Genomic DNA, 13,682 nt, shown 5'->3' on the forward strand with positions numbered 1-13,682 from the left:
GTCGCGGCCCCGCGCAGGCGTGGCCGCTCCGCTCAGATGTCAAGGAACCGAACGTCCTTGGCGTTGCGCTGGATGAAGTTCCGCCGAGCCTCGATGTCGTCACCCATCAGGGTCGCGAAGGTCTCGTCGGCCCGGGCCGCGTCGTCCAGGGTGATCTGCAGCAGCACCCGGTTGGCCGGGTCCATCGTGGTCTCCCACAGCTCCTGGGCGTTCATCTCGCCCAGACCCTTGTAGCGCTGGATCGCGTTGTCCTTCGGCAGCTTCTTGCCCGCCTCGATCCCGGCCTCGAGCAGGCCGTCCTTCTCCCGCTCGGTGTAGGCCAGCTCCGGCGTCTGGTTGCTCCAGCGGATCTTGTACAGCGGCGGTTGCGCGGCGTAGACGTGGCCGCGCTCGATCAGCGGCCGCATGAACCGGAACAGCAGCGTGAGCAGCAGTGTGCGGATGTGCTGACCGTCGACGTCCGCGTCGGCCATCAGCACGATCTTGTGGTACCGCAGCTTCTCCTCGTCGAAGTCCTCGTGGATCCCGGTGCCGAGGGCGGAGATGATCGCCAGTACTTCGTTGTTCTGCAGGACGCGGTCGATCCGGGCCTTCTCGACGTTCAGGATCTTGCCCCGGATCGGCAGGATCGCCTGGTACTTCGGATCCCGGCCACCCTTCGCGGAGCCACCGGCCGAGTCACCCTCGACGATGTAGACCTCGCACTCCTCCGGGTTGGTCGACTGGCAGTCGGACAGCTTGCCCGGCAGCCCGCCACCACCCAGCAGGCCCTTGCGGTTCCGGGCCAGCTCGCGCGCCTTGCGGGCGGCGATCCGGGCGCTCGCGGCCGCGGTGGCCTTGCGGATGATCTCGCGGCCTTCCTGCGGGTTCTGCTCGAACCAGGCGCCGAGCCGGTCGTTGACGACCCGCTGGGTGAAGCCCTTCACCTCGGTGTTGCCGAGCTTGGTCTTGGTCTGGCCCTCGAACTGCGGATTGCCCAGCTTGACCGAGATGATCGCGGTCAGGCCCTCCCGGATGTCGTCACCGGTGAGCCTGTCCTCCTTCTTCTTGATCATGCCCTGGTCCTCGGCGAACGAGTTGACCAGCGAGGTGAGCGCGGCCCGGAAACCCTCTTCGTGGGTGCCGCCCTCGTGGGTGTTGATCGTGTTCGCGAAGGTGTGCACGGACTCCTGGTACGAGCCGCTCCACTGCATCGCGACCTCGAGGCTCAGCGACCCGTCGGCCTGCGCGGCCTCGAACGCGATCACGTCGCGGTGCACGGTCTCGCGGATACCGGTCAGGTACTTCACGTAGTCGACCAGGCCGTCGTCGTACTTGAAGGACTGCTCGACCGGCTGACCGTCCTCGGTGTGGTCCGGCCGTTCGTCGCGGATGACGAGCTCGAGGCCCTTGTTCAGGAACGCGTACTCACGGAAGCGGGTGGTCAGCGTCTCGTACGAGTACGTCGTGGTCTCGAAGACGTCCGGGCTCGGCCAGAAGGTGATGGTGGTGCCGTTGGAGTCCGACGTGCCGATCTCGGCCAGGTCCGCGTCCGGAACACCGATGGTGAAGGACTGCGTGTAGAGCTTGTCGTTCTTGCGCACGTCCACCTGGAGCCGGCTGGACAGCGCGTTCACGACCGAGACACCGACGCCGTGCAGACCACCGGAGACCTTGTACCCGCCGCCGCCGAACTTGCCGCCGGCGTGCAGGACGGTCAGCACGACCGTGACGGCCGGCTTGCCCTCGGACTCGACGATGTCGACCGGGATACCGCGGCCGTTGTCCACGACGCGGACGCCGCCGTCGGGGAGCAGGGTGACGACGATCTTGTCGCAGAATCCGGCCAGCGCCTCGTCCACGGCGTTGTCGACCACCTCGTAGACCAGGTGGTGCAGACCCCGCTCACCGGTCGATCCGATATACATACCGGGCCGCTTGCGGACTGCGTCGAGACCTTCGAGGACCTGGATCGCGCTGGCGTCGTACTCCTTCTCGACGACGCTGGACTGGATCTCGGTCAGCAGTGCTTCTTCTTCGATGCCGGTGCTGTCTGCGGACGTTGTTTCGTCGATCTCGGTCGGCTCGTCGGTCACCGGCTGTTGTCCTCCTCGGACCCCGCGTTCGCGAGGCATCGCGGCACAGTGGAAGCCGCCTCTACAGTGTTGTTAGGGGCACGGCTCGTCGTACTGGGTTTATCTTACCCGTCGACCGAAGCAGAACCTGCCACCAGCCGCCTGAAACTCACCTCAGGGCGTCTTTTCGCCCTCCTCGCCATGTCCCCTCTCGCGGGTGGGGGGCCGGAAAGCGCTCACGGGCGCTCAGTGGCCTCCGGTCGTTTCACCACTGACTCGGTACGGCGAGCGCCCGCGGACCGGTCCAGACCGCCCCCCGCGCACCCGCCGCCCCTTAGGATCGCTGCCGTGGAGAGTCTCGACGACGTCATCGACGACCTGATCGCCGACCGGGTCATCCGCCGGCACCGGCGGACCTGGCTGATCGTCATCGGCATCGTCGTCGTACTGGCGCTGCTGGTGCTGGTCACCGGCGGCTGGAAGCAGCGGGTCGGCCGCGCCGTACCGACCTACGACGCCCCGGCCACGGTGGCCGCCGGCCGGTGGGAGTTCAGCTTCACCAAGGCCGAGATCGTCCGGAAGCCGAAGACCGAGTACTCCGCCGCCGAGGCCGAGCTGCGGGTCTACTTCGACGTCCGCAACATCGACACCGAGGAATACACGAGTACGTCGGTCGGCAACAAGGTACTGCGGCTGGTCCCGGGTGGTGGCAAGGACCTGGTGGACTCCAGCGGTGCCCGGTGCCGCGACCAGTCGGGCTGGGTGATCGTGTACGGCCTGCCGCCGGAGAGCTGCTTCACCAAGTTCGAGGTCGAGCCCGACTTCACCGCCGACCAGATCGAGATCGGCATCCTCGGTGAGCAGTACGTCTCCGACGACGGGCTGATGGGCGCGGACGAGGACCCGTACTGGCATCTGCCGAAGGCGGCGGCCGTCGTCCGCCTGAAGCCGACCGTTGTCGTCGATGGCAAGGAGAAGTAGGAGTGAAGCTCTACCGCCCCGCCACGATCCTCGTCGGCATCCTGTTCGTCCTGATCGGCGGACTGACCCGGCTGGCGACACCTGAGCAGGTGTTCGAGCAACAGAACATGATGGTCAGCAGTGGCACGATCGGCCAGCCGCTCAGGTTCGGCAAGGAGGCATCGCTGACGGTGGTGCGCATGCATCTGGCCAAGTCGGTGATGGAGACGAACGCCAGTTCCGACGCCAAGCCGTTCGAGACCAACGGCATCTTCGTCGCGCTGGAGTGGGAGAGCACTCCGGGCGTGGACAAGGCCGACACCGCGCAGGCCACGCTGGTCTCGGACGGTGACGCCGTCTTCAACCCGCTCCCACTGACCTATTCCAGAATCGATTTCGGCGCGTCAGGGTTCACCCAGTCCGGCGCGATCGTGTTCGAGGTCGACCCGGCCGAGCTCGCCGGCCTCACCCTCCAGGTCCGGCCGGGACAGTTCTGGAACGTGCTGAACCGGATGGTGTCGGTGGACCTCGGCATCCCCAGTGAGGCGGTCGCGCAGCAACTCGTCGACAACGCCGCGGAGCAGTTCGTCGTTCCGAAGCAGGACATCCGGGTGGCATCGTGACAGGCCCGAACCGCGCCGCCCGGCTGGCGGCCCAGATCTCGCTGCTGCTGGTCCTGCTGGCCACCAGCTGCTTCCTGATGCTGAAGACGTATCTCGGCGACCCTGAGCAGAACTTCAACGACGGTGCGATCAACCATGTCGTCGACAAGGGCCCGGTCACCATCGGCCGGGCCACCTGGCAGCTGGACTCGATGAGCGTCTACACCCGCCTCGTGAACACCAAGGGCGAAGAGATCAAGGTCGACCGCCCGGCCGGTGCGGTGATCGTCGTGGCCCAGTTGCGGGTCACTCCGCTGGACGGTCTGCGGCTGCAGGACGGCGGGTTCCACTGCGCCACCTCGCTGCGGGACGACCGCGGGAACAGCTGGCAGACCACCAACGCCTTCAGGTTCCCGGTCCCGACGACCTGTTCCGACTACGACACTCCGCTCGTCCGGAACAAGCCCAACAAGATCGCGCAGATCTACGTCGTACCGGAGGAGGCCCTGCCGCACCTGCAGGGTGTCGTGATCACGAACCGCGACGACTACGAGCGGTTCCTGCTCACCACCTGACCGCGGTGGATCAGGCGGTCGCGGGCTGCTTGGCCGCGGCCGCCGCTTCGGCGCGACGCTCGCTGCCGACCGAGATGCAGAGGTCGAAGGCCGCCGCCAGCAAGGCGATCCGGATCGGCTCGAAGATCAGGCTGCGGATCAGGTCCGCGATCTCGTGGTTCATCAGGCCCCAGCGTTGCCCGTGGATCCCGATCGCGCGCTGGATCAGCACGAACATCCACTCGTCGCCGAGCAGCCAGACGGTGTAGAGCATGCAGACCACGCCGAGGAAGACCGGACCGACGCGGACCAGCAGCCGGAACGCGTTCAGCGTCGGGTAGAACTTCTCGCGGAATCCGCCGAGGACGAGGTCGGGCGCCTTGTTGGTCAGGGCGACGAAGCGGTTCGGCTGCGGCGCGGCCTCACTGACCCGGCCACCGAGCCGGCGCTCCAGCCTGGTCCCGGTCAGCACGCCGTGGCTGGACAGCACCCGGTGACCGAACACCACGGTCGTGATCGCCAGCCAGGTCAGCGGTTCGGCGACGCCCAGCTTGAACAGCGGCCAGAGCGTCTCCCAGGCGAATCCCCAGAGGAACTCGAGCCCGGCGGGCAGCGGAATGTTGATGCCTTCCCAGAAGCCCTTCCACGCGTCCCACCAGTCCACCGACCAGTACCAGAAGCTGCGATCCTTGAACCAGTCCTTGGCGTCGTTGATCGCGTAGGTGGACACGACGACGGTCAGCAGCAGGAAGAACGACTCGGCCCACACCTGCGCGAACTTGACCGGCCGGCTCGGCCACTTGTCGTCGACCCCCTGCAGGACCCGCCGCAGTACCAGCAGGATGAAGATCGCCGGCACGTACTTGTGCCAGGCACCGTTGTTCAGCTCGAAGAACCCGGCACCTGCCTGGGTGCCGCGCTCCACGTTGTTGCTGGCCGACAACTGCTGGATCTGGTCCTCGAGGAAGCCCCACGCCGACCACACCGCGACCAGTGGCAGCAGCGTGACCGCGACCAGCTCCAGGAAACCCTGCTGCGTCGGGTCCGAGGTCTCCTCGGCCTTGTTCCGGGCGGCGTCGCGCCAGCGGTACAGCGAACTCGCACAGGTCCGGATCATGCCGATCGCGGCGGTGATCTGGATCAGCACACCGACCGCGAAGACACCGACACCCAAACTGCCGTGCGCATGCTCGTCCAGCCAGATCGCGGCCCGCGTACAGGCCTTGAGACCGGCATACCCGACCAGCCACCAGGTGGTCAGAGGCAGCAGATTCCGCCACCAGAGCCGGAAGGTGTCTCCGATCAGCTGGACCATCTCGCGGAAGCCATCGACCAGGGTGCGCATCGCGCAAGATCCTAGGGCATCCGCCGGTCAGCCGTAGGTGTCGCGGGGGCCTCGGCCGCCGCGAACGGTGCGGGGGCCGCGGCGCCAGCTCGGGGCGTGCGGGCCCTGGACGTTGACAGCGATGACGGTGCCCTCGCCGAGTTCGGCGTTCAGGCGGCGGACGAGGTCGGGGGCGAGGAGCTTGAGCTGGGTGGCCCAGGCGGTGGACGACGTCCGTACGGTCAGGATGTTGTTCTCGTAGGACTCGGGGGTGCAGTGCTGAGCGGTTTCGGGGCCGACGATGGACGGCCAGCGCGCCATCACACCGTGTACGGCGACGTCCACCTCCCAGCCCTGGTCGCGCATCAGCCGGCCGAGGGTGTTGGTGAGCTTTTGCGGATCGCGGTCGTCGGGGCGGGCACCGCTGACCTGGGCGCCGTCGATCCGGGGCCGGCGACGACGCTTGACCGGTTTGAAACCGCCGTTCGCCGCCTGCTGCTTGAGCCGGCCCGCGAGGGATTTCGCCAGATCCAGTCCCTGCTTGTCGTGCTCCTCGTCCACCGGTAGCTCCGGAGCGACATCGCTCTCGGCGTCGCTCTCAGAGGAATTCCGGGGTTCAGGCACGACTGACGGCCCCGTCGCCCACGTCGAAGCGGACCCCACTCAGCTCAGCGGGCACGTCCGCGCCCACGGCGGCCGTCACCAGCACCTGCTCGGCCGGGGCCACCAGCTCGGCCAACCGGTCGCGACGACTGGTGTCGAGCTCGGCGAACACGTCGTCCAGGATCAGCACCGGTTCACCCCCGTCGGCTCGGAGCAGCTCGTACGACGCCAGCCGCAGCGCGAGGGCGTACGACCAGGACTCACCGTGACTCGCATACCCTTTCGCCGGCAAGTCCCCGAGACCCAGTACGACGTCGTCGCGGTGCGGGCCGACCAGCGACACCCCGCGGTCCAGCTCGTCCTGACGCTTCTCGTACACGGTGGCGAGGATGACCTCGGCCAGCTGCTCGCGGGACGTCACCCCGGGTTCGAGCGGAACCGACGACTTGTACTCGAGCCGCGCATCACCCTTGCCTCGGGCAACCGCGTCGTACGCGTCGGCCGTCAACGGTCGCAGGGCTTCCAGCAGCTCCAGCCGCGTCGCCAGCAACTCGGCGCCGGTCCGCGCCAGGTTCGAGTCCCACACCTCAAGCGTGCGGAGCTGTCCCTCGGCGGCACTGGTCCGGTTCTGCCGGCGAGCCTGCGAAGCGCTGCGGAGCAACGAGTTCCGCTGCTTGAGCACCCGGTCGTAGTCAGCCCGTACGCCGGCCATCCGCGGTGCGCGCAGTGTCAGCAGCTCGTCCAGGAACCGCCGCCGTTCCGATGGATCGCCCTTCACCAGCGCGAGATCCTCCGGAGCGAACAGCACCGTCCGGAGCAGTCCGAGCACTTCCCGCGGCCGGGGGACCGGCGAACGGTTGATCCGGGCCCGGTTTGCCTTCCCAGGATTGATTTCCAGCTCGACCACGACGTCGCGGTCGTACTGACTGCGGATCTCGGTCCGCACGATCGCGCGGGTGGCACCGGCCCGCACCAGCGGTGCGTCGGTCGCCACCCGGTGTGAACCGAGGGTCGCGGTGTAGTGGATCGCCTCGACCAGGTTGGTCTTGCCGTGCCCGTTGGGCCCGACGAAGGCCGTCACGCCCGGAGCGAGCTCGACCTCCGCCTGCTGGTAGGACCGGAAGTCGACGAGACCCAGGGCGGTGACATACACCTCAGTGCTTGATCGGCGGTGTCGCGTACGACGGGTCGGCCGCGTCGGCGTCCTTGACGGCGTGCCCACCGAACTGGTTGCGCATCGCGGCGATCGCCTTCATCGCCGGCGAGTCGTCCTGCCGGGACGCGAACCGCGCGAACAGCGCCGCCGCGATGGCCGGCACCGGTACGGCGTGATCGATCGCGGCCTCGACGGTCCAGCGGCCTTCCCCGGAGTCATCGGCGTACCCGCGGATCTTCTCCAGGTGGGTGTCGTCCTCGAGCGCGTTGACCAGCAGGTCCAGCAGCCAGGACCGGATCACGGTGCCCTCGCGCCAGGAGCGGAACGCCTCCGGCACGTTGTCGACGACATCCGCGGCCTCCAGCAGCTCGTAGCCTTCGGCGTACGCCTGCATGATCCCGTACTCGATGCCGTTGTGGACCATCTTCGAGAAGTGGCCGGCGCCGACCTTCCCGGCGTGCACGAAACCGAACTCGCCCTCGGGCTTGAGCGCCTCGAAGATCGGCATCACGGTGGCGACGGTGTCCTTCTCGCCGCCGCACATCAGGGCGTAGCCGTTCTCCAGGCCCCAGACTCCGCCGGAGACGCCACAGTCGACGAACTTGATGTCCTTCTCGGCGAGCTGTGCGGCGCGCCGGGTGTCATCGGTCCAGCGGCTGTTACCGCCGTCGATCACGATGTCGCCGGGCGACAGCAGCTCGGCCAGCTCGGTGACGACCGGATCGATCGCCTGCACCGGGACCATCACCCAGACGACCTTCGGCTGATCCGTCGCGGTCAGCTTCCCGACCATGTCGGCCAGGTCCTTGGCGTCGGAGATCTCCTGGTTGTGATCGAAGCCGACCACGGTGTGGCCGGCGTTGCGGATCCGCTGGCGCATGTTGCCGCCCATCTTGCCGAGACCGACAAGGCCGAGCTCCATCGTGAATCCCCTTGTTCTGTTGGCGTTCAGCTGTTCAGGCGGACCGGCATCAGCACGTACCGGAACTCGCTGATCGGGTCACCGTCGAAGTCTCGCACGCCGGTCAGCTCGGCCGGCTTGGTGGCCTGGGTGAAGGCCAGGTGGGCGACCGGCGTACCGATCGCGCCGAGGCCGTCGAGCAGGTACGTCGGGTTGAAGCCGACCGTGACCGGGTCACCGACGACGCGGGCCTCGATCGATTCCGAAGCCTGCGCCTCGTCGCCGCTACCGGCGTCGAGGGTCACGGTGTCCTCGGCGAAGGTCAGCCGGACCGGTGCGTTCCGCTCCGCCACCAGGGCGACGCGCTTGACGGCCTCGACCAGTACGGCGGTCTCGATCCGGACGCGGGTCTGGATGGCGGCGTCGGTCGGGATGATGCCGCGGACCTTCGGGAACTCGCCGTCGAGCAACCGGGTGGTGGCCCGGCGGTTGCCACCGGAGACCTCGCCCTCGAAGCCGACGATGCCGTCACCCGTCCCGGGCGCAGCGAGCGAGACCGTGACGTCCGAACCGGTCATCGCCTTCGCGGTCTCGGACAGCACGCGGGCCGGAACCAGCGCGGCGGCCGAGGCGTCGGGGGACTCGGGGTTCCACTCGAGCTCACGGATCGCGAGCCGATAGCGGTCGGTCGCGAGCAGCGAGATCGTGGATCCCTCGATCTCGACCCGCACACCGGTCAGCACCGGGAGAGTGTCCTCACGTCCGGCCGCAGTGACCACCTGCGAGACGGCCTGGGCGAAGACGTCGGCCTTGATGGTGCCGCTGGCCGCCGGGAGGTCCGGCAAAGCCGGATATTCCTCGGTGGGAAGGGTCTGGAGCGTGAACCGCGAGCTGCCACAGGTGACCTGCGCCTTGGCGCCGTCGACCTGGAAGTCCACCGGCTGGTTCGGAAGGCTCTTGGAGATGTCGGCGACGAGCCGGCCGGAGATCAGGCACTTGCCGGCGTCGGCCACCTGTGCGGGCACGGTGACCCGGACCGAGGTCTCGTAGTCGAAGCCGGACAGGGTGATCTGTCCGTCCTCGGCCTCGACCAGCAGGCCGGCAAGGATCGGAACGCTCGGACGGCTGGGCAAGCTGCGCGCGGCCCAGGCCACCGACTCGGCCAGTACGTCGCGCTCGACGCGAAACTTCACCGCGGGGTGCCTCCTGATTCGGCTGGGTGCCAGGCAGATCCTGCCACGGACACGGGTGGTGTTTGCCCATCGGGGATGACGTGGCGCTTTCGGGCGGGTCGCGTCTGCATCGGCTGAAGGGGTCCTACAGGTGCTGAAGGGACCAGCCTGACAGGTACCGGCAACCGATGCGAGTCCCGGCCTGCGAGCGGGTTTTCCCCAGGTTGGGCCGTTCGTTCAATTTGTGGACTCAGATTCCTCTACAGGTTCCATAAGGTTCTTAGCACCTGTGGATCCTGTGGGAAACCCGAGACTTCGCAGGTCAGACATCGAATTGGCCTGTGTACGCCGTGTGGACGACCACCGCTTCGTCTGTTGACGGCCGTGGATGAACTTTTCTGTCCCCACAGGGCGTCCACAACACACACCGAGGTTTCCCACAGTTGTCCACAGCTGTGTCCCCAACCTGTGAGCTGTTTCTTACTGCTGTTTCGCCTGGTGTTTGATCCGGTTCGTCAGCTCGGTCACCTGGTTGAAGACCGAGCGGCGCTCCGACATCAGCTGACGGATCTTCCGCTCGGCATGCATGACGGTCGTGTGGTCGCGGCCGCCGAACTGCTGTCCGATCTTCGGCAGCGACAGGTCCGTCAGTTCACGGCACAGGTACATGGCGATCTGCCGCGCGGTCACCAGCACCCGGCTCCGGCTCGACCCGCACAGGTCGTCGATCGACAGGCCGAAGTACGACGCGGTCTGGCCCATGATCATGCTCGCCGTCACCTCGGGCTTGCTGCCTTCGGGGATCAGGTCCTTCAGCACGATCTCGGCGAGGCTCAGATCCACCGGCTGCCGGTTCAGGCTGGCGAACGCGGTGACCCGGATCAGTGCGCCCTCGAGCTCACGGATGTTGGTCTGCACCTTCGACGCGATGAACTCCAGCACCTCGGGCGGCGCGGTCAGCCGCTCGGTGGCCGCCTTCTTCCGCAGGATCGCAATCCGGGTCTCGAGGTCGGGCGGCTGGATGTCGGTGATCAGGCCCCACTCGAACCGGTTCCGCAGCCGGTCCTCCAGCGCCTCCAGGCGTTTCGGCGCCCGGTCGGAGCTGATCACGATCTGCTTGTTCGCGTTGTGCAGCGTGTTGAAGGTGTGGAAGAACTCCTCCTGGGTCTGGATCTTCCCCTCGAGGAACTGGATGTCGTCGATCAGCAGTACGTCGACATCGCGGTACCGGCGCTGGAACTGGGATGCCTTGTCGTCGCGGATCGCGTTGATGAAGTCGTTGGTGAACTCTTCGCTCGACACGTACCGGACGCGGGCCCCGGTGTAGAGGCTGCGGACGTAGTGACCGATCGCGTGCAAGAGGTGGGTCTTGCCCAGACCGGAGTCGCCGTAGATCAGCTGCGGGTTGTACGCCTTGCCCGGTGCCTCGGCGACGGCGACGGCGGCCGCGTGGGCGAACCGGTTCGAGCTACCGATGACGAAGGTCTCGAAGGTGTACTTCGGGTTCAGCCGTGCTTCACCCTGCGCCTCGGTGGCCGGCTGGGCCGGCGCCGGCGCACCTGGCGGCCGACTGTCCGGACCGGACTGGTGACCGAACGGCTGCTGAGCCTGCTGCGCGAACGGCTGATTCGGCTGCGGGGCGTACTGCTGGGCAGCGGGCTGCTGCTGCTCGTACGACGGTGCCTGATCCTGCCGCGGCTGCTGAGTCGGCTGGGCGTAGTGCTGGGGACCCTGGTCGGGATCGGTCAGCGCGGACTGGATGGTCGGCTGGTAGGAACCCTCGGTCCGCAACGGCTCGCGGACCACCGGCGCGGGCGGTGCCTGCGGCTGCAGCTCGGGGTCGAGCGACGGGTCGACGGTGACGGCGATCCGGATGTCCCGGCCGAAGCTCTCGGACAGGATCCGCTCGAGGTCGGGCCGCAGCCGGGTCTCGAGCTGACCGCGGGTGAAGTCGTCGGGCACCGCGACGATCGCAGTGCTTTCGTGCAGGGTGACCGGGCGCGAGTTGGTCAGCCAGGCACGCTGGTTCGGCGGCAGGCCGGCCAGGACCCGGGTCCAGGCGTCGCCGAGGTCCATCACGGGTGCGGCCGCTTCGGTGTGAACGGGTACCTCGACCCGGGGTGCTGCGATCTGGGGTGCTGCGATCTCGGGTGCTGGGGTCGGGTTGTTCGCGATGGTGCTGTCAGCCTCTGCACGTTCATCACCCTCGTTCCGCCTCGGCCCGGAGACCGGTCCACCGCTGACACCCCAGTCGGGTGCCGTGTTCGGTGTCGCGCCAGGTGTTGCGCTCGGTGCTTGCTCGGGCGCCGGCTCAGGTGCCCGCTCGATCAGCTGGTCAACCGGCCGCTCAGGGGCGCGGTCCGACGGCTGCTCCGGGACTCGCTCCGTGGGCCGCTCCACCGAACGCTCCATGGTGGGCTCGGCAGGCTGCTCGACCCGGTGCTCGAAGGCGCGCTCCACGGGGCGCTCTACGGGCGGCGCCGCCGGCGGCTCGATCGGGCGGTCGCCGTACGACGGCTGCTCGGCCCGGATCGGCTCTTCGGGCTCCGGGTCGTGGTGCTGGTCGCTGCTCCAGCTCGCGGTCTGGTCGGTGCGCCAGCCCGAACCCGAGACAGTCGGAGCAGGTGCGAAGTACGACGTACTGGCGGGCTGCTCCGGCTGCGGACGGTACTGATCCGCCTGCCGGTGGCGCGGGGCCAGCGGCTCAGGCATCGGGATCGGCAGTGACGGGCTGAGGTGGGTCTCCGGCTCGGGCCGGCGGGGAGCCGGCGGCGGGACCAGGAAGTCGAGCTGATCGGGAGTCGGGGCCGGCGGAAGCTCGGAGCGGAAGTCAGTGCTGGGCTCGGGACGCAGGTCGGCACTCGTCGTACCGGGCTGCTCGTCGGTGCTGAGGGTGTACCGGTTCAGCGGTGGTTCGCCGTCGCCGCGGTACTTGTCCTCAGGTTGGTCCACTGCTGTGTATTCCGCCGCCGTGTACTCCGTACCGGCGGAATGGTCCTCGACCACGCGTTGCTCCCCGAATCCATCGCTGCGGTGGCCGGTGCCCTCCGGACTGCTCTTCCGGTGGCGCGACCTTGGACCCGACACCGCGCTGTCCACACGGTTGTCCACAGTTGTGAACGACGGCTGGATCGGGTTGGTTACCGATTGCGGAGTGCGGGACCTCTGGTGTGAGGGGCTGACGCTAACAAGTCCGCCCACGCTGCTTCAAGCCGTCATCCACAGGCTATGAACCCCAAATTGGGGGCAACCTGCGGCGTGTCGGGTGGACGCCGGAGCGTAGTCATGGTGCGTAGTTGCAGTTCGTGATCAGTCTGATCACTGTGTGACGGTACAGGCTTCCGGCCGTCATCCACTATTCTGTCCACAGGGCCTGTGGATAATTCTGGGGATACCTGGTTTGACCTGTCCACAGGCGTCCACGTACCGTGGATCGGTCGGTGTTGAACCGGCCCTTTCGTGCTGCGCTCGCAAGCGTCGCATCCATCGAGTTCTCGAGTAACCGGAGTCATTCCAGTGAGCAAGCGGACGTTCCAGCCGAACAACCGTCGCCGGCACAAGAAGCACGGCTTCCGTCTTCGGATGCGCACCCGTGCGGGCCGCGCCATCATCGCCGCCCGTCGTAACAAGGGCCGTCAGCGCCTCGCGGCCTGAGCGACCTGTCGACGGTGACCACCCCGTGTTGCCTGCGTCGAACCGGTTACGCCGGTCCGACGACTTCCGTCGCGCCGTCCGTGCTGGTCGGCGAGCCGGTCGGCGCGCGGTGGTGGTCCATTTGTTGTGCCCGGACGGACCGGACAGCCTCCGGCCCGAACCGGCCCGCGTCGGATTCGTGGTGAACAAGGCGGTGGGCAACGCGGTTCTCCGGAACCGGGTCCACCGCCGTCTGCGCGCCGTACTGGCCGCGCGGCTTGCTGATCTGCCGGCCGGCAGCCTGACCGTCGTCCGTGCCCTTCCGTCGTCCGCCTCGGCGTCGTACGACGAGTTGGTCGCGGACGTCGACGGCGCTCTGAGCCGGCTGTCGGTGCGATGAGGTTCACCGCGGTACTAAGGAATCCCGCGAAGAGTGGGATCATCGGTTTTCTCAAGCTGTACCGGCTGCTGATCAGCCCGCTCTACGGGCAGGTGTGTAGGTTCTACCCAAGTTGTTCGGCGTACGCCCTGCAGGCGGTCGAACGCCACGGTGCGGTGCGCGGTAGCTGGCTGGCGGCGAGGAGACTCGCCCGCTGCCACCCGTGGAACCCCGGCGGCTACGACCCCGTTCCACCCACAGATGTCGACCACCGCGGAGAGACTGTCTCCGCCAATCAGCCCGGTCCGTCGGCGGACGCCGGGCCTGTGCAGCGAGGTGCTTGA

At 67.7% G+C, this 13,682-nt stretch carries 13 protein-coding genes; 6 read left to right on the forward strand and 7 right to left on the reverse strand.

The features are described from left to right. Positions 1-32: 32 nt before the first annotated feature. The gene (gene gyrB, locus ACFCV3_RS24785; protein WP_376033558.1) at positions 33-2,114 is read right to left on the reverse strand and encodes a DNA topoisomerase (ATP-hydrolyzing) subunit B; all 2,082 of its coding nucleotides are present in this window, start codon (positions 2,112-2,114) and stop codon (positions 33-35) included. Between the two features lie 288 nt (positions 2,115-2,402). Between gyrB and ACFCV3_RS24790 the strand changes: the two genes are divergently transcribed. Genes ACFCV3_RS24790 through ACFCV3_RS24800 form a run of 3 tightly spaced genes read left to right on the forward strand, consistent with a single transcriptional unit; the run spans position 2,403 to position 4,191 of the window. Continuing rightward, positions 2,403-3,035: a hypothetical protein gene (locus tag ACFCV3_RS24790; RefSeq protein ID WP_376033560.1), complete on the forward strand. Its 633-nt coding sequence runs from the start codon at positions 2,403-2,405 to the stop codon at positions 3,033-3,035. A gap of 2 nt (positions 3,036-3,037) precedes the next feature. Beyond that, the gene (locus ACFCV3_RS24795) at positions 3,038-3,637 is read left to right on the forward strand and encodes a hypothetical protein (RefSeq protein WP_376033561.1); all 600 of its coding nucleotides are present in this window, start codon (positions 3,038-3,040) and stop codon (positions 3,635-3,637) included. After that, complete coding sequence (locus ACFCV3_RS24800) at positions 3,634-4,191, forward strand: hypothetical protein (RefSeq protein WP_376033563.1); 558 nt, start codon at positions 3,634-3,636, stop codon at positions 4,189-4,191. Before ACFCV3_RS24795 ends, ACFCV3_RS24800 begins: the two co-directional genes overlap by 4 nt. A 10-nt stretch (positions 4,192-4,201) precedes the next feature. On the opposite strand, the gene ACFCV3_RS24805 is transcribed toward ACFCV3_RS24800, so the two are convergent. The 6 genes from ACFCV3_RS24805 to dnaA form a co-directional block, all read right to left on the reverse strand. Next, positions 4,202-5,515 carry a hypothetical protein gene (locus tag ACFCV3_RS24805; RefSeq protein WP_376033565.1) on the reverse strand — a complete coding sequence of 438 codons (1,314 nt, stop codon included), beginning with the start codon at positions 5,513-5,515 and terminating at the stop codon, positions 4,202-4,204. Positions 5,516-5,542: 27 nt separating this feature from the next. After that, positions 5,543-6,055: a DUF721 domain-containing protein gene (locus ACFCV3_RS24810; RefSeq protein ID WP_376033567.1), complete on the reverse strand. Its 513-nt coding sequence runs from the start codon at positions 6,053-6,055 to the stop codon at positions 5,543-5,545. Between the two features lie 55 nt (positions 6,056-6,110). Next, positions 6,111-7,250 (reverse strand): DNA replication/repair protein RecF, encoded by a 1,140-nt coding sequence (recF, locus tag ACFCV3_RS24815; protein WP_376033569.1) that lies wholly within the window; start codon positions 7,248-7,250, stop codon positions 6,111-6,113. Position 7,251: 1 nt separating this feature from the next. Beyond that, positions 7,252-8,175, reverse strand: a complete 924-nt coding sequence (gene gnd, locus ACFCV3_RS24820; RefSeq protein ID WP_132412367.1) for a phosphogluconate dehydrogenase (NAD(+)-dependent, decarboxylating) — start codon at positions 8,173-8,175, stop codon at positions 7,252-7,254. A gap of 26 nt (positions 8,176-8,201) precedes the next feature. Then, a complete protein-coding gene (gene dnaN, locus ACFCV3_RS24825) occupies positions 8,202-9,347 on the reverse strand; it encodes a DNA polymerase III subunit beta (RefSeq protein ID WP_376033572.1) in 1,146 nt (381 codons plus the stop codon). 459 nt (positions 9,348-9,806) lie between these two features. Further along, positions 9,807-11,402 (reverse strand): chromosomal replication initiator protein DnaA, encoded by a 1,596-nt coding sequence (gene dnaA / locus ACFCV3_RS24830; protein ID WP_376034220.1) that lies wholly within the window; start codon positions 11,400-11,402, stop codon positions 9,807-9,809. 1,440 nt (positions 11,403-12,842) lie between these two features. Between dnaA and rpmH the strand changes: the two genes are divergently transcribed. The 3 genes from rpmH to yidD are packed head-to-tail and all read left to right on the forward strand — an operon-like array spanning position 12,843 to position 13,682. Further along, on the forward strand, positions 12,843-12,980 hold the full coding sequence (gene rpmH, locus ACFCV3_RS24835) for a 50S ribosomal protein L34 (protein WP_132165595.1): 138 nt from the start codon (positions 12,843-12,845) through the stop codon (positions 12,978-12,980). 25 nt (positions 12,981-13,005) lie between these two features. Then, positions 13,006-13,359, forward strand: a complete 354-nt coding sequence (gene rnpA, locus ACFCV3_RS24840; RefSeq protein WP_376033574.1) for a ribonuclease P protein component — start codon at positions 13,006-13,008, stop codon at positions 13,357-13,359. Beyond that, complete coding sequence (gene yidD, locus ACFCV3_RS24845) at positions 13,356-13,682, forward strand: membrane protein insertion efficiency factor YidD (RefSeq protein WP_376033576.1); 327 nt, start codon at positions 13,356-13,358, stop codon at positions 13,680-13,682. Before rnpA ends, yidD begins: the two co-directional genes overlap by 4 nt.

It is taken from the genome of Kribbella sp. NPDC056345 (assembly GCF_042262745.1).
In the GTDB taxonomy this organism is placed as follows: Bacteria; Actinomycetota; Actinomycetes; order Propionibacteriales; family Kribbellaceae; genus Kribbella.